Origin of the sequence: Saccharobesus litoralis, from assembly GCF_003063625.1 — a bacterium.
In the GTDB taxonomy this organism is placed as follows: Bacteria; Pseudomonadota; Gammaproteobacteria; order Enterobacterales; family Alteromonadaceae; genus Saccharobesus; species Saccharobesus litoralis.
Genome location: NZ_CP026604.1, coordinates 1,171,234 through 1,188,740, shown reverse-complemented (window position 1 = coordinate 1,188,740; position 17,507 = coordinate 1,171,234). Strand labels below are relative to the sequence as shown.

Annotated in this window: 6 protein-coding genes; all 6 read left to right on the top strand. The window is 43.4% G+C overall.

Annotation, left to right across the window (positions count from 1 at the left end):
- The first annotated feature begins 47 nt into the window (after positions 1-47).
- Positions 48-1,049, top strand: a complete 1,002-nt coding sequence (locus C2869_RS04270; RefSeq protein ID WP_108601775.1) for an NAD-dependent epimerase/dehydratase family protein — start codon at positions 48-50, stop codon at positions 1,047-1,049.
- Positions 1,050-1,104: 55 nt separating this feature from the next.
- Entirely contained in the window at positions 1,105-2,388 is a 1,284-nt protein-coding gene (locus C2869_RS04265; protein WP_108601774.1) for an aminotransferase class I/II-fold pyridoxal phosphate-dependent enzyme, read from the top strand.
- A 116-nt stretch (positions 2,389-2,504) separates the two neighbouring features.
- Positions 2,505-2,771, top strand: coding sequence for an acyl carrier protein (locus C2869_RS04260; RefSeq protein WP_108601773.1), 267 nt, complete (start codon positions 2,505-2,507; stop codon positions 2,769-2,771).
- A gap of 55 nt (positions 2,772-2,826) precedes the next feature.
- On the top strand, positions 2,827-4,743 hold the full coding sequence (fabD, locus tag C2869_RS04255) for an ACP S-malonyltransferase (protein WP_108601772.1): 1,917 nt from the start codon (positions 2,827-2,829) through the stop codon (positions 4,741-4,743).
- 23 nt (positions 4,744-4,766) lie between these two features.
- The gene (gene ectB / locus C2869_RS04250; protein WP_108601771.1) at positions 4,767-6,020 is read left to right on the top strand and encodes a diaminobutyrate--2-oxoglutarate transaminase; all 1,254 of its coding nucleotides are present in this window, start codon (positions 4,767-4,769) and stop codon (positions 6,018-6,020) included.
- A 5-nt stretch (positions 6,021-6,025) separates the two neighbouring features.
- The gene (locus C2869_RS04245; RefSeq protein ID WP_108601770.1) at positions 6,026-17,470 is read left to right on the top strand and encodes a non-ribosomal peptide synthetase; all 11,445 of its coding nucleotides are present in this window, start codon (positions 6,026-6,028) and stop codon (positions 17,468-17,470) included.
- Positions 17,471-17,507 lie beyond the last annotated feature (37 nt).

The window sequence follows — 17,507 nt, the reverse complement described above, 5'->3', positions numbered from 1 at the left end:
CAAGAAACGGGCAAGAAACTGACAAGAATAAGACAAGGAATTTTAGCATGAAAGTATTGGTAACCGGTGCCAGCGGTTTTGTTGGCCTAAATATAGTCAAAGCCTTGCAGCAAGCAGGTCATGACACGCATGTTTATTTACGGGCAAGTTCTAAGCGTGATTTTTTACAAGCGTTTTCACCGACTTTTCATACCGGCGAATTGACAGATTTAGCGGCTTTGCAACAGGCAATGCAAGGTGTCGATGCGGTGATCCATACCGCGGGCAACACCAGTTGTTTTAAGCGTGATTATCAACATTTGTTTAAGGTCAATGTAACGGGAACACAAACCGTGATTGATGCCGCGTTAGCCAGTGGCGTAAAGCGCTTAGTTTATACCAGCACCACATCAACCATAGGCGCGCAGCGTAACTCGCAAAATCAAGCCAATGAAGCAACGCGCTTACAAGGTTTTAGAGCAAAAAGCCCCTATGCCAAAACCAAACTTTTGGCAGAACAAGCTGTGTTGGCTGCACAAAAACAGGGCTTAGAAGTGGTGATTTTAAACCCAGCTGAAATTATTGGTGAGTTTGATCATAACTTTCAATGGGGGCGTTTGGTGATGGCGGTGTTTGCTAATCAAGTGCCATTTTTACCGCCCGGCGCGGCAAGCTTTTGCTGTGCAGCCGAAGTTGGCAAAGCCCATGTTAATGCATTAACGCAAGGCAAATCTGGCGAGCGCTATATTTTGGCTGGCGATGACAGAGACTATCGCAGCTTTTTGCAGCTTATCGCTGACAGCTTACAAACTAAATTTGATTTACCCAATACCAACTACAGCCGTTTGTATTGGCGGGAAAAGTTAAAAGAGTGGTTGTACCCCTTGTTGGGTCGAGATGCTTTGGTTGAACCCTACCGCATTCGTGTATTTGGCGGCCAGTATTATTTTTCGTCAGCCAAGGCTGAACAAGATCTGGGTTATCAGCCAATCAAGCTAGAACAAATGATAGGTAATTGTGTTGCTTGGTATCGAGCGAATGGCATTTTGCCACCAGCCCAAAGTGAATAAAACAAGAGCAATTTTAATTGTAATTTCTGGAACGAGTAAGAAATAAGAGGACAACATGGATTCTAAAACGTTAATTGAACTAGAGCGTATGCCTTTCAAAGAAAGGGTTGCAAAACAATATCAATTTTATCTTGATGAAGTTGAGCAAGGTTATCTCAATGGCCGTGAAGGTCATGGCCCTGTTGCCAGCAAAATGCAATACAAAGACTTGCACTCAGACGAGTTTAAAGAGGTGTTGGTCTTTGGTTCAAATAGCTACTTAGGTTGTTCAAACGACCCCTACGTAAAACGCAAAGTATGTGAAGCGATTGAGCAATATGGTATTGGCTCAGGTGGCTCGCCCGCTTTTTCTGGTTACACCAAACAACACAAAGAGTTAGAACAACGTTTGGCTAAATTAGCAGGCCACGAGGACGCCGTGTTATTACCCGGTGGTTACATGGCTAATTTGTGTTGGGTTAACGGCTTAATGAACAAAAACGACGTTATCGTTTACGACAAGCATAGTCATGCTAGCGTAATCAATGCGATTAAAATGACGGGCGTACCTTTTTATTCATTCGATCCGGATAACTTAGATACCTTACGACCCTTGCTTGAGCGTATTCGTCGCCGCACACCGGATGTACAAATTTTCTCAACGGTTGAAGGGGTGCGTTCAATCGATGGCACTATTATCGATTTAGCTGGCTATCTCGAAATGTGTCAAGAGTTTGAGGTGATCACCATCTTAGATGATGCTCATGGTCTTGGCTCTGTTGGTAAAACCGGTAAAGGCACGTTGGAGCATTTAGATTTAATGGGCCGAGTTGATTTACGTATGTCGACTTGTAGTAAGTCTTTAGGCGCGCAAGGTGCATTTGTGTCGGGCAGTAAAGAGCTGATCTTTATGCTGCGTAACTTCTCTTATCCTTATGTGTTTACTACCGGCTTAGCCCAGCCAACGATTGCAGCGATTAATGCCGCTTTAGATATTTTAGAAGATCGCCAAGAAGACAGGGTTGGTCAGTTACACGCTAACGTACGCTATATGCAAGACCGTTTAGAACAAGAAGGGTTTAACATCATTCGCGGTCAGTCAGGCATTATTCCTGTGTTCTTAAAAGATGGTATCGCTCGTCAACTCAACCGCCGTTTATACCAGCTTGGTTTGTTCGCCAATATTATGGAATACCCTATGGTGCCGCCAGGGTTGGAGCGTTTGCGCCTGTCTATTATGTCGACGCACACCAAACAAGAGATGGAACAAGCATTAGCTTTGATTAAGCAAGTGGCTAACGAGTTTGGTGTGTTAGAGGCTGAGCCCAAAGAGTCAATCAAACAAGCAGAACCTGCTTAACAGTAAAAAATAACATTTAGTTCTTGCTGAGTCTGTCGAAGTGAAAGGCCATAAAAAAGCCAAGCCTTCGACTATTTCGCGCTTAGTCTGAATATTAATAATTAAGGAAAAAAATCATGAGCCAAGTTAGACAAACCATTATCAACACCGTATTCGCAGCCATAAACGAATGCAAGAAAACCGCCTTTGACGAATCCAATGTCGATTTAGATTTTTACCTAGGTGGCGACTTAGGGATCGATTCGCGTGAAATGCTGGAAATTTGGTACGACATTGAAAAGAAATTAGAAGTTGAAGTTCACGATTACGAAAAACGTGACATCTACACATTGGAAAACGTGATTGATGTTTTCGCCAAGAAAATGGCCGAAGCGACAGCCTAAGTCAAGATACTTATTTAGACCACTTAATAAATGATGTTATAGATTTGGGTTAGTTATGTCACAGGTTTTTGTTTTTCCCGGCCAAGGTTCGCAACATGTGGGTATGGGTGAAGCGTTATTCGAACGTTATCCAGATTGGGTGTTAATAGCAGATGAGATTTTAGGCTATTCGATTGTCGAATTATGCTTACAGGATCCTAATGGCGTGCTAAATCAAACCCAATACACACAGCCAGCTTTGTTCTTTGTTAGCGCGTTGCAATATCACGATTATTTGCAAAATGGCGGTCAGCAGCCAGATTATTTGGCGGGTCATAGCTTAGGTGAGTACGCAGCTTTATATGCAGCCGGCGCGTTTGATTTAGCTACGGGCTTAAAGCTAGTGCAAAAACGTGGCGAGCTTATGGCGCAGGCACCGAAAGGCGCAATGGCTGCTGTTATGTCGTTACCGCTTGAACAAGTTGTAACCACTTTGCAAGGTTCGCAATTTAATGGCATCGACATTGCTAATATCAACAGCCGAGAACAAATTATTGTTTCAGGCTTATTTGATGATATTGGCGCCGCCGAGAGCCTGTTTAGCGAACAAGGTGCGCGCTACGTACCGTTAAAAGTCAGTGCGGCATTTCACTCGCGTTATATGGCGTCGGTTGCCACTGAGTTCGCAGAATTTGCTAAGCAATTTGCATTCAAACCATTACAACTACCTGTGGTCGCTAATGTCACTGCCAGACCTTACCCAGAGCAAGACTATTTCCCATTACTCCAGCAACAAATTGCTGGCTCAGTGCTGTGGTATGAATCTGTCTCATGGCTATTAGATCAAGGCTATAAAGAGTTTGAAGAAATTGGCCCAGGTATGGTGTTGTCGAAAATGGTGCGCACTATTAAAGACACACCGATGGCGAAGTCGCAGCTTAATTTGCTAGAGCAACAGCGTGCTAAACAAATATCTGAACAACGCCCTGTGTTGCCAGCCAGCCAACGTAAAAATCTATTGATGTTTGCCGGTCAAGGTTCGCAATACTTTGGCATGGCACAAGAGCTCTATCAATATCACCCAGAGTTTAAACGTCAGCTAGAGTTGTGCGATCAAGCGTTTATTGAGCTAGCTGGTTATTCATTAATTGATGAAATTTACCAGTCACCAGCGAGTGATGAGTTTGATTACTTGGCAAGTAGCCATCCAGCGATTTATTGCGTCAGCTACGCCTTGTATCAAACTTTGCTGGCCGAAGGGATTAAACCCGATGCTGTGTTAGGTCATAGCTTAGGCGAATTTGTCGCGGCAACTGTTGCTGGCGTGTTTGATTTTACTACTGGGCTAAAATTAGTGGTAAAACAAGCGCAGTTGCTGGAACAAAAAGCCGAAAAAGGCGCCATGATGTCGGTGATGACAGATCAGCAAACCTGGCAACGTTTAGTTGGCCAGCGGCCAGATGTTTATATTGCTGGCGTTAATCATCAAGGCAACTTATTGATAAGTGGTGATCGCCAAGCATTAAGCCAAATCCAAGCTAGCTTAAGCAGTACCATTACTGATGGCCAGCCTACTCATAGTCAATCTATTCACAGTCAATCTATTCATAGTCAAATACTGCCGGTGCAATATGCATTTCACAGTAATGCGATTAAAGCGATAGAAAGTGAATATTTGGCAGAGCTGGCCAAGGTTGAATTTAACGATCCTGCAATTGCATTGCACTCCTGCTTAAGCCAAGCACAAGTCGAACAATTTACCCCAGAACATTTATGGCAAGTGATTAGCGAGCCTGTGCACTTCATCAGCACGGTGAACGCGATTGATATAGGCCAATTTAATTTAATCGATATGAGTGCCACTGGTTCATTGGCGAGTTTAGTTAAACATGGTGTTGGCGACTCACGCCATGTTAAGGCATTTACCCTGATCAACCAGTTTGGTCGCAACCGCGAAACACTGCAGCAGACAGTGGAATTATTAGCAGATTAACAAGTAAGTTAGAGAATAAAATTATGACGGTATTTGAAGCGAAAGAATCGGTAGTACGCTCTTATTGCAGAAGTTTTCCGGTTACATTTAATCGAGCAAAAGGTAGTTTTTTATATTCAGAAAGCGGTAACCAATATATCGACTTTTTAGCAGGAGCGGGTTCACTTAACTACGGTCATAATAATGATGCGATCAAGCAAAAAATTAAAGACTACATAGACTCAGACAATATTATTCATGGCTTAGATCTGCATACCTCAGCTAAAGCCGAGTTTATCCAAACCTTTGATGAACTCATTCTTAAGCCGCGCGATTTACAATACAAATTGCAATTTTGTGGCCCGACAGGCACTAATGCAGTCGAAGCCGCGATAAAAATAGCGCGCAAAACCACAGGCCGTCGCAACGTTTTTGCTTTTATGGGCGCTTATCACGGCATGACTTTGGGTGCACTTGCGCTCACGGGCAATAAATACCATAGAGATCCAAGCTTCCCTGTTTCCGACACGACGTTTATGCCTTACCCGCATGGCTTTATGAAGTCATTTGATACGCTAGCCTATATGGAAGCCGTACTGAGCGACCCTTCATCTGGGGTTGATTTACCGGCTGCAGTTATTGTTGAAACTGTGCAAGCTGAGGGCGGCGTAGTCGTTGCGCCAGTTGAATGGTTACAAGGGCTACGCAAGTTATGCGACAAGTTTGGCATTTATTTAATTATCGATGACATCCAAGTCGGCTGCTATCGCAGTGGTGATTTCTTCTCTTTTGAGCGCGCGAATATCAAACCGGATATGGTGGTTTTATCCAAATCATTGGGTGGTTATGGCCTACCCGTTTCTTTGTTGTGTTTAACCGAAGAGCTCGACAAAAATTGGTTACCGGGAGAACACAACGGTACTTTTCGCGGCAACCAATTAGCTTTTGTTGCGGCAACTGCCGCGTTGAAGTTTGCCGACGACAACAATTTAAGTAGCTTGGTCAAGAGCAATGAGCGTTTGATTGCTGAATATATCGATACCCAGATCAGTGTGTTAAATCCGCAACTTGCAGTGCGCGGCATTGGCATGATCTGGGCGTTGGATTGCAGTGCTTTTGCCGAAGAAACTACCAGTGCCATTTTAAATATCTGCTTTGCTAATGGCTTGATTGTTGAGCGTGCAGGGCGTAACGACACTGCGATAAAAATTATGCCGCCGTTAACCACAGAATCAAGCGTATTGATGCAAGGGTTAGATATTTTACGCGATGCAATCAAAGTCGTAATAGGAGAGTAATTACAATGGAAAGTTTACAGGCAAATCCGAATCAAGAACAGTCGCAACTAGTAGGTCGATCGCACGAGTATAATCGTGAATGGTCAGTGATTAAGCTTTTTAAGCAGATTGTTGCACAACACAGCCAGCAAGTTGCGCTGAGTTTTGCGGCAAATACGACTAGCAGTCAGCGATTAACCTATCAGCAATTGGATGAGTTATCAGATTGCTTAGCCTGCGAATTAATAACCCAAGGTGTTGAGCTAGGCGACCATGTGGCATTAGCTTTTGACAAAGGTTTAGATTATGTCGTGGCGGTGTTGGCAACATTGAAAGCCGGCGCGGTTTTTGTGCCGATTGATCCTGAATATCCCGCCGAGCGGATCGCGACCATGCTGGAGATTAGCCAAAGTCAGTTGATTTTATCCGATCAAAAAGCAAGCGTGGCGTTAGCTAACGCCAACAGCTCAGCCCGTCTTTTTAATGTTAGTCAATGGTGGCAACAACTCGAATATACTGTGCCTGCCAGTATTGATTCGCTTCCAATGCCAGTTACTAAAGGTCAAGATCCGGCTTATTTACTGTTTACCTCTGGTACCACAGGCAAACCCAAAGGCGTAGTTAACGGCCATCAGCAAATTTTAAATCTCGCTTTGCATTATCAAAAAGCTTATCAAGTTGGTGTAAACGATGTTGTTTCGCAGATCCCATCATTTAGTTTCGATGCATCAATTGGCGAACTATTTTCAGGGCTGCTAAATGCTGCTCACGTCGTGATTTTCCCTTCGTTGAAAACCACAGAGCCTAAGCATCTAGTGCAATTGTTGGCTGACAAATCTATTAGTGTCGCGACGTTTTCACCGACAGCGCTAGAGATGGTTAAATCCTATTTAACTTCCGACTTAAAGGCGCAAATGCCAACGCTAAGGATCATGCTGGTTGGCGGCGAGCCATTTCCGGTTGGCTTGGCAAAACATTATCTTGATGTGTTGTCACCGTGTCGCTTGGTCAATATCTATGGGCCAACCGAAACCACTGTCTATTGTACTGCTTATGAAATTGAAAGTGCTGTAATTAACGCATGGCCCGATAGTCAAATATTGCCAATTGGTCAACCCGTGGCTAATAGTGAGTTGGTCATTGCTAGTTTCATTGTGTCTCATGATACCGAACAAGATTTGGTGGTATTGGATGTCCATACTTACACAGACAATAGTGCCCCAGAAAATAGCAAAGACACCGATAATTCAGGTGAGATTTTAATTGCCGGTGATTGTGTTTCACAGGGTTATTTCGGGCTTAGCGAACAAACTAGCAAGGCCTTTATTAAGCTAGCAGGCAAAACCTATTACCGTACTGGCGATTTGGGATCGATAGACCAGCATGGCAATGCGACCATAGTGGGCCGTGCCGACCAACAGGTTAAAATCAATGGCATGCGTGTTGAGCTAGGCGAAATACGTGAGTTGATCAAAACCCATAATGCAGTGCAAGATGCTTTTGTGGTTTATACCCCAGATAGCAATCAAACTAAGCGTTTAGTTGCTTACTTGGTTGTTAACCCTTTAGCTCAACAAATCGATACGCAGGATATTGCGGCCTTTTGTCACCAGAACTTGCCTAAGCATATGGTGCCATTTCATTACCAATGGCTAGATGAAATCCCTATGACGACCAGTGGTAAAGTGGACAAAGCCCGCTTGCCTGACATCGAATGGTCGACATCTGCCAGCACTGCTGATGGTAATATGACTGTTTCATCCACCGCGGCGTTAGTTGCACTGTGCCAAGCAATGGCCAAAGTGTTAAATGTCGCAGAGGTCACAGCTCAGGATAATTTTTATCTACTCGGCGGTGACTCTGTTTCGGCACTACGTTTGGCATCGGCTTTAAACGATTTGGGCTTTGCTGTTAGTCAGTCGGATATAGGACATTTTCCTCAAGTTGGCCAACTAGTGACGCAATTAAAACCGTTACAGCAACAGGCGAAAATCGATAGTCGCGCGCCAACAACGGCCTATCCATTAGCCCCCATTCAACTGTGGTTTACAGAACAAAACTTTGCTGAGCCTAGTTATTATCATCAGTCTATGGCTTGGCAGATAGAGCAAGCAGTCAATTTACCTTTGTTGCAACAAGCCGTGAATACGGTTGTTAAGCGCCATGAGCAGTTACTTAGTATTATTGATCTTAAGCAACAACAACAAACTATAGACCAAGCTGCTCTACTTGATGATCACTCAGCTGATCCGCTTAGCATTCAATTTGTTGATTTATGCTCGTTCAGTCGTGAGCATCAGCAAGCGCAGATTGCGGAAATCAGCCAAGGTTTGCGCCGTGATATTCGCCTAGACAAACCCATGCATAGTATCGCCTTGTGTCAATTGGCGGAGCAAAGCTATCAACTGATTTGGGTGATGCACCACGCGTTAGTGGATACCGTGAGCTGGTATATTATTAGCAAAGATCTACAAACCTGTTATCAAGCTCTCATTGACAACAAACCCGCACAATTGGTCGATAAAACCAGTGCTTATGCAAGTTGGGTTTTGTTTTTAAGCCAATTAGCAGAACAAGATGACTTTGTTGAAAACTATTTACCTTTATGGCAACCAGAATTAGCCGTAAGCAATAAACAAATTATCCGTGCCCAACAAGCACCAGGGTTATCGACAACGGCTAGTTTGCAACGTAAAACGGTTAAATTAACTGTAAAGCAAAGTCAGCAAGTGGTTAAGTTAGCGCGTGAATATTTTAACGCGAGTAATGAAGAGTTAGCCCTAGCGGCAGTGTATCGTTCGTTAAGTATATTAATGGCGCGCAGCCAAGTTTGCTTAGATGTTGAATGGCATGGACGACAAACCTTTGGTAATGATCAGATAGACTTAAATCAAACGGTTGGTTGGTTTACCAGTATTTTTCCATTAGCTGTGAATACTGCCAAAGGCCAAAGTTTATCGGACACCTTGCTAGCGGTAAAAGAAGCTAAGCGTGCCAAAATCTGTAACGGCGCCTCGTTTGGTGTATTACGCTATTTAACTCAAGCTGAAAAAGTCAATTCTGAACGGGTAAACACGGCTTTTGCCGACTACCAAGCTAGCGACGTGATCTTTAACTATTCAGGTGTTATAGATACGCCAACCGATGGTTGGCAACGTTTAGACATGTCAGCGGTTGAAAGCCATGCCGATAATCGTACCCCTTATGAGTTAGCGATTGAGGCCTTTATTAGTCATGGCGAGCTACATTTTGAATTGTATTTTCATCAGGCTTATTTCGATAACCAATCAGCTAATCTACTAGCGGATTTAATTGTTGAACAGTTTAATGAATTAACCACAACTTGCGAGAGTTTGCATTGTGCGCAACGTACCCCGAGCGATTTTCCTCTAGCAAAGCTCAGCACAGAAGAGTTGGCTACATTACCGGCTAATTTGCAAAATGTATTGCCTCTATCCGATATTCAGTCTGGCATTTACTTGCAAAGTGTTTCAGCACCGGATTCGCAAATGTATCAAGTGCAAGTGGTTTATCAATTTAATCAAGCTTACAACCTCAACTTGCTACAACAAGCTTGGCAAATCGTGATTGCGCGTCATCCGGCGCTACGCACACAAATTTTCGCGAGCGGTTTGTCGCATCCGGTACAAGGGGTATTAAGTCAACTAGAGTTAGCTATTAGTGAGGTTGATTTGCGCGCCATGAGCGCTGAGGATATCGACTTAACTATTGCTGATTACCTTGCGTTAGATGGCCAACGCGGATTTGGCTTAGAAGCTGAACCTTTATTGCGTTTAACCGCTTTTCCGACCCATAGTTTAGAAAACCGTTCGGATAGCAATATAGATGAGAGCGAGCAATTTAGATTATTGCTCAGTGTTCATCATCTTATTCATGACGGTTGGAGCTTAGCCATTGTTTTGGATGAAGTTGCTGCTATCTACGCTAGCTTACTGGCTAATAAGCCTGTATCACTGCCTCCTGTGACCGCAAGTTATGTTGATTATATTGTTGGTCAGCAGCAAGTTACACAGCTAGATAGCACTCGCTATTACTGGCAACAGCAAGTTAATCAATTAATCAATTTTGAGCGCGTCGGTTTACTGAGTGATTCTGGCCTAACAAATAACAACGCGGGCCTAGCAGAAAACAAAAGCCAATTAGTCACAGTTAATATTGGTGATGGGCGTTATCAGCAATTGCAACAATTAGCTAAGCAACAAGGGGTCACGTTAAATACAGTAACCTTAACCGCTTTCTTACTGTTGCTGCGGGTTGTTAAACAACAAAACCAAATTAATTTGGGCCTGATTACTTCGGGTCGTACAGACGCCGTCGCGAATAGTCATAGCATAGTCGGCTGTTGTTTAAACACCTTACCTTATGTTGCTGAATTAAATCATGATCTATCCGTGGCGGAGCTATTACAGCTTACCCATAAGCAAATGACGGGTTTACTGGACAACTGTTTATTCCCATTATCTGAAGTGGCCAATATGGCACGCCAAACCAGTGGCGATTATCAGTTAACGGAATTGTTTGATTGCACCTACGATTTCGAAAGTTATCGTCATGTCGCTGCGGGTGCTAGCGATCCACAAGCCCAAGTTGCACGACCACAGATTGTCTCTGGTTTTGAAATGACCAACTACGGCTTAGAGCTAAACGTGATTGAAGAAGAGGCTGGATTAAGTCTGCGTTTGACTTACGCACCCGATCAATTTAAAGCCAGCACAGTTAAGCGCTGGGCTAACTATTTACAGAATTTATTGGCGGCGATGACCAGCTGCACCGTTGAACACAAAGCGCTGGCACTTGAAGCTGTCAGTCATGATGAACAGCAACAAATTAAACAATTTGCAGGATTTAGCGCACCTTATCCTGATCAAACTATTTATCAATTTGTTGAACAGTATGCGCAACAAACACCTAATGCCTTGGCGATCCGCGATGACAAGCAAAGCCTGACGTATCTAGCTTTGAACAATCGGGTTAATCAATTTTCGCGTTATCTAAAAACATTGAACGTAGCTGAGGATCAACCGGTTGCTATTGTCATGGAGCGTTCAGTGGATATGGTGGTAGCGATTTTAGCCGTTTGGAAAGTCGGCGCGGCTTATATGCCTGTTGAACCGAGTTTTCCAATCGAACGTATTGATACTGTGATTAACAATGCACGTTGTGCGTTTACGCTTATTGATCAAGAAAACAGCATAGCGACTGACAAATTAACGGGTGTAAGTTCGATTATTCGCTTTGATCTGGCCAGTCAAATGGCTGCCTCACTGAGCACAGAAAATATCAACTTGCCTTATCGCGCTGACTATTTGGCTTATGTGTTGTTTACTTCTGGTTCAACTGGCACGCCAAAAGGCGTGATGATTGAACACGCTGGCATGATGAATAACATCCAATCGGAAGTGAACGACTTTTACTTAGATAGCGATAGTGTCATTGCGCAAACCGCTTCACAGTGTTTCGATGTATCTGTGTGGCAGTTGTTTTCAGGTTTTGTTGTCGGCGCTAAAACCGTCATTTATAACAAGGCATTACAGCTAGATGCCGAGTTGTTTATTCAGCAATGTTTTATAAACGATAAGGTGACTAATTTACAGCTAGTACCGTCTTACATTACCGAGTTATTCGAGTACCTCGATCAAAAGCAACCTGATTTATCTCACTTACGTATGTTGTCGATTACAGGGGAAGCGTTGAAATATAGCTTGCTTGAACAATGGATGACGCGCTATCCCAATATTCCTGTGGTTAACGCTTATGGTCCAGCGGAAGCATCGGACGACATTTCGCATCATACATTTACTGAGCTGCCAGCCGATAAAATCATTCCTATTGGCAAGCCAACGCAAAATGCCAACATTTATGTGCTAGATGAACAAAATCAACCTTGTCCAATTGGCGCTGTGGGTGAGATTTGTGTTTCTGGTATTTGTGTCGGTCGTGGTTATATCAATGATGCAACGCGCACTGCGGCGGTCTTTGCTGTTGATCCTTTTATTTTGGCCGAAACAGGCGACACGGTGCGCATGTATCGGACTGGCGACTTAGGGCGCTGGCGTGAAGACGGCATACTGGAATTTTATGGCCGCAAAGATCATCAGGTCAAAGTTAATGGCTTTAGAATTGAACTAGGTGAGATAGACAACCACTTAGCTGATTTTGCGCAAATTCATGATGTTGCGGTTGTTGTGCAAGCCAATAACAGTGGTGGGTCAAGTTTAGTCGCTTGGTATAGCGCAGAGCAGGCGCTTGATACTAGTGCGTTGCGTCAGCATATGCTGCAACGTGTCCCTAGTTATATGGTGCCACATCGCTTTAACTTTTTGGCGGAATTGCCTACTAATAATAATGGCAAAATCGACCGCAAGATATTAGCCAAAATGGCTGTACCACAAGCTATGGCAGATTCTGTTAAGGGTAATTTAATTAGTCAACAGAGTAGCAAAAATATTGATGGTGCCATTGCTAGTCAGGCAATGACAGCCCAATCAGTAAAACCTCAGCAAAGTTTGTTATCTCAAGCCTTGCTTGAAGTATTTCATGGCCAGCCAATTAACTGGGACGATAACTTTTTTGCGTTAGGTGGCGATTCAATTAAAGCCATTCAGTTATCAGCTCTCGTTGCTAAACTGGGACGTGAGTCAGGTTTAAGCCAAGCTAAGTTAGCCATAGATAAAATCTTTGCTCACCCTGAGCTAAATCAATTGGCTAATTATATTCAATTGGTAAATAGTGGTTCGGCTCCAGCGACTGGCGGATCTTCTCATGCTATTCAGCAGTTAAATCGGCAGTTAAATCTTCCTGATTGGATATCGACGACGGATCAATTAATGATTAAGTCGGGAGCTTTTAAAGCGGTTGCCCCAGACAATATTGCTTTGCTTTGTCCGTTATCGGCATTGCAAGAAGGTATTTTATTCCATCACTTGCTTGAAGTGACAGGCGCCTATACCGGTCGCTATACTTTGGATGTTGCCGGTCAGTTAGATGTTGATAAATTGCAACAGGCTTTGCTTGCCTTAACTAAGCGTCATGAAGCGTTGCGTTCTTGTGTGATCCACGAGCGTTTAACAAAACCTGTGTTAGTTGTGTTAACGCACCGTGAAATCGAATTTGCCACAATAGATTTGAGCCAGTTTGACCATGCTCAGCAACAAACAGAGTTCGATACGTTAGTCACTCAAGCCGTTGCTCAGCCTTTTGACTTGCAAGCTGATGCTTTGTTGCGAGTTAAGTTGGTTAAACTTGGTGAACAGCAATTTAAACTGTTAGTCACTAGCCATCATATTGTATTGGATGGCTGGTCGGTCAATAACTTATTGCAGGAGTTGGTCGCGCTTTATCAAGACGATTGCGTCAGCAATAACAAAATCGAAAGTATCGCCGGCAGCGCCAGTAGTGATAGTAAGGCTAAATTAGCACCAGCGATTGGTTTCCATCGTTATCTTGAATGGCAAGTCAGTCAAGACCAGCAGCAAGCATTAGATGTGTTTGCCCAGCAATTAGTTGATTTTGAGCCGGTAACGTTAAAATTACCAACTGTGCAAAACCCACTGCAACTTAAAGACAACGAACAAGTGGTTGTGCGCCCCGAGTTAGGCGTTGAACAATATCAAGTCGCTTTAGCGACAGAAACTCAGCAAGCGTTAGCGGCTTTTGCCAAACAACATCACCTGACGGTAAATAGCATCATTCAAACGCTATGGGGTATGTTGGTGCAACGCTACACCTACAGCGATGATGTGGTAGTCGGTTGCGTGACTTCTGGTCGTTTCCCTGAAATTGACGGAGTGGAGCAGATCTTAGGATCCTTGATCAATACTTTACCTGTGCGGATTAACGCGAGTCAGCATGAGTCAGTGCTGGAGTTAATCAAGCAAGTACAAAATACCTTTAAACAAGCTGAAGCGGTTGGTTATGTATCCTTAGCTGAGGTGCAAAAAGTGGCTCAAGTTAATGCAGCTTTGTTTGACCATGTATTAGTGTCTGATAACTACCCAGTTTCTTTGCCTGAACTCAATCAAACAGCAAGGGTAAAAGGCTTTGAGTTCAAGGATATACAGGGTGGCTCGCCGACTAACTTTGACTTAACGATTTTAGTTCAACAGCAGCCGGATCTGGTGTTTACCTTTGAATATAAACCTGAGGTGTATACGGCTCAGGTTATGCAGCGGGTTGCTAGCCATCTTGAAAATTTAATCAATCAGTTGTTAAGCCAACCTAAACTCAGTTTGGCTGAGGTTAAATTGCTCAGTTCGGATGAACTCGCGCAGCAACAAAGCTTTAATTTAACTCAGATTGACTATCAGGAAACCCGCTCGATTAGCGAGATGTTTGCCGACTGTGTTGCCGAACACCCAGATAAAACCGCGTTACGTTTTGCTGGCCAAACAATGACGTATGCTGAGCTTGATACCTACTCAAATGCCTTAGCGCTTAAGTTACTTGCTGCCGGGGTTGGTAAAAATGTTGTCGTGCCATTAATCGCGCAACGTTCGTTTGAAATGATGATTGCCATAGTCGCGATTAATAAAGCCGGTGGGGCATATTTACCAATTGACCCTAGCTTGCCAGGTGATCGTATTCGCTTCTTGATAGATGATGTAAACGCGTCAATTGGCCTAGTTTGGCAACAAGAGTGGTTAGCGCAAAATCAAGATTTAGCTTCGGTTCTATCGGTGGTTAATTTAGCTGAGTTGTCAGCGGTTTCTGAGTCGCAAAAAGCGCGCTTAGCTCAAGTTCAACGCCAAGACGATAGTTTAACTTATGTTATCTATACCTCTGGGTCTACCGGTAAGCCGAAAGGTGTCATGTTGGAAGACAAAGCCTTAATTAACCGCTTGTTATGGATGGCCGCGGAGTACAATATTTCGGATGCCGACGTTATTTTGCAAAAGACCACCTTTGCGTTTGATGTCTCGGTTTGGGAAATATTTTTACCTATTATTAAAGGTGTTGAGTTGTGTTTATTATTGCCAGGTGATGAAAAATTACCTGAGCAAATTGCCCAAACGGTCGCCGATAATGCGGTCACCATAATGCACTTTGTACCGGCAATGCTATCAGTGATGAATCAGGCTATGTTTGATCAACCTGAACTGGTCGCTAAAATGGCCAGCTTAAGTCGTTGCTTCTGTAGTGGTGAAGCGTTAGGTAAACAGCAAGCCGATGATTTTTATGCGCTGTTACCCAACGCTGAATTGCACAATTTATATGGCCCAACTGAGGCGGCGATTGATGTCACTTACTTTGCGGTTAAACCTGAGTCACCGACTATTCCTATTGGTAAGCCAGTGGCTAATACGCAATTACATATATTGGATAAATGGAATCAGCCTGTACCTGTTGGTATCGCTGGCGAATTATTCCTTGGCGGTGTGCAACTGGCGCGAGGTTATCTGAACCGACCGCAACTGACGGCTGAACGCTTTACCCGAGAAGTATTTGAAACAGGTGAAATTTTATATCGCACGGGTGACTTAGCCTGTTGGACCACACAGGGTGAAGTCGAGTATCTCGGGCGTATGGACGACCAAGTGAAGATCCGTGGTTTTCGGATCGAACTGGGTGAAATTGAATTCCGCTTAAGCCAAATTAGTCAAATTCAAGATGCCGTCGTCATGGCGCGTAAAGATGAATTTGGTGTGTACTACTTAGTGGCTTTCTATACAGCTGAAAGCGAATTAAGTTACCAATATATTAGTGAGCAATTATTGGTGAATGTACCCTCTTATATGGTGCCTTCGGTGCTGATTGCATTAGAGTCAATTCCGAAAAACCAAAACGGTAAGGTTGACCGCAAAGCGTTAGCTCAAGTTAAAGAACAAAAAATAGCTAAGCCAATTGCCGAAGTGGAAAACGAGTTGCAAGCCGCTTTATTAGAAGTTTGGCAACAAGTGTTAAGCAATTTAGAAATCGGTATAGATGATAACTTTTTCAGTATTCGCGGCGATTCTATTTTGGCTATCCAAGTGGCGTCTCGTTTACAGAATAAGGGTTACAAGTTAAACCTAGAAGATTTATTTAGTTACCCAACCATTCGTGAATTGGCGAACTATATCGAACCTTTAGTTGTGCAAGCGGATCAAAGCGAGTTAACCGGCCAGCTTGGTTTAAACCCAATGCAAACTTGGTTCAATACCAATATCAAAACCGCTAAGCATCATTGGAATCAGAGCTTGACCTTAATCAGTGAACAAAGCCTTGATCACCAAGCTTGTCAGCGAGCTTTGCAAGCCTTGGTTGCGCATCACGATGGGTTACGAGCTAATTTGCTAGATGACCAACTGTTTATTAATAGCGTGGCTGAAAGCCAAGTCGAAATGACTGTTATTAGTGCGCAGGACCAAACTGCACAAGACTTGGCAACTAGGTTAAGCCAATATCAAAGCGCTTTTCAGTTAGAAAATAACCCTTTATATAAATTTGTTATTGTTGAGCAAGCGGATTGTTCGCACTTGGTTATGCTTATTCATCATCTTTTAGTTGATGGTTATTCTTGGCGAATATTAGTGGAAGACTTTATTACTGCTTATTCTGCTGCCCGCTCACAGCAGACTATTGAGTTACCCGCAAAAAGTCATTCAGTTAAAGACTGGTATCAAGGTTTATTGCAGTACAGTCAATCAGCTCAATTGCAAAATGAGCAAGACTATTGGCAAAAAGTGTTAACTACTTCCGTTAATCCACTGATACCTAGTGTTAATATGCCGCCCGCAGTCGCCGAAGGTAAAAAATTAAGTTTTGTTCTGGATGAACACAATAGTGAACTACTGTTACAACAGGCTAATCAAGCTTTTGGAACAGATACGCAAGAGCTATTGTTGGCAGCCTTGAATGTCGCGTTACAACAATGGTGTAAATCAGGTTGTTATCGAGTCGATTTGGAAGGGCATGGTCGAGAAAATATAGGAGTCGAGCTTGATGTCAGCCGCACGGTGGGCTGGTTTACCTCACTTTATCCAGTATTACTTAAGAAACCTGACGCCAATGGAATAGGCGAAATCATTATCACTACCAAAGAACACTTGCGCAAAGTGCCTAATAAAGGCGTTGGCTTTGGGGTTCTGACCTATTTGACTCAAATGTTTGAGCATAATAGCAGTGATATTTTATTTAACTATTTAGGCCAAATTGAAAGCCATATCCAGTCGGACTATCGCATAGCGCAAGGTTTAGCTGGGCAAGATGTTAGCTTGAATAGCGAATTACTCTATCCGTTAGAAATTACCGCACTTATCGAGCGTGGCGCTTTACAGGTGGCGGTGACTTTTGATGGCTTGAGTTTTGAGCAGCAGAAAATGGCAGATTTTATGACTGTATATCGTCAAGCAATAGTGGATGTAATCAACTTTTGTATGAGTCAGGAACAAACTCAATACACGCCGAGCGATTTCACAGATGACGAGATAGATATGGATGATTTGTCGTCGATATTAGATGCCATCGAATAATAGAAAGATAGTCAAAGCGATCAGGTTTTAGTGGCAG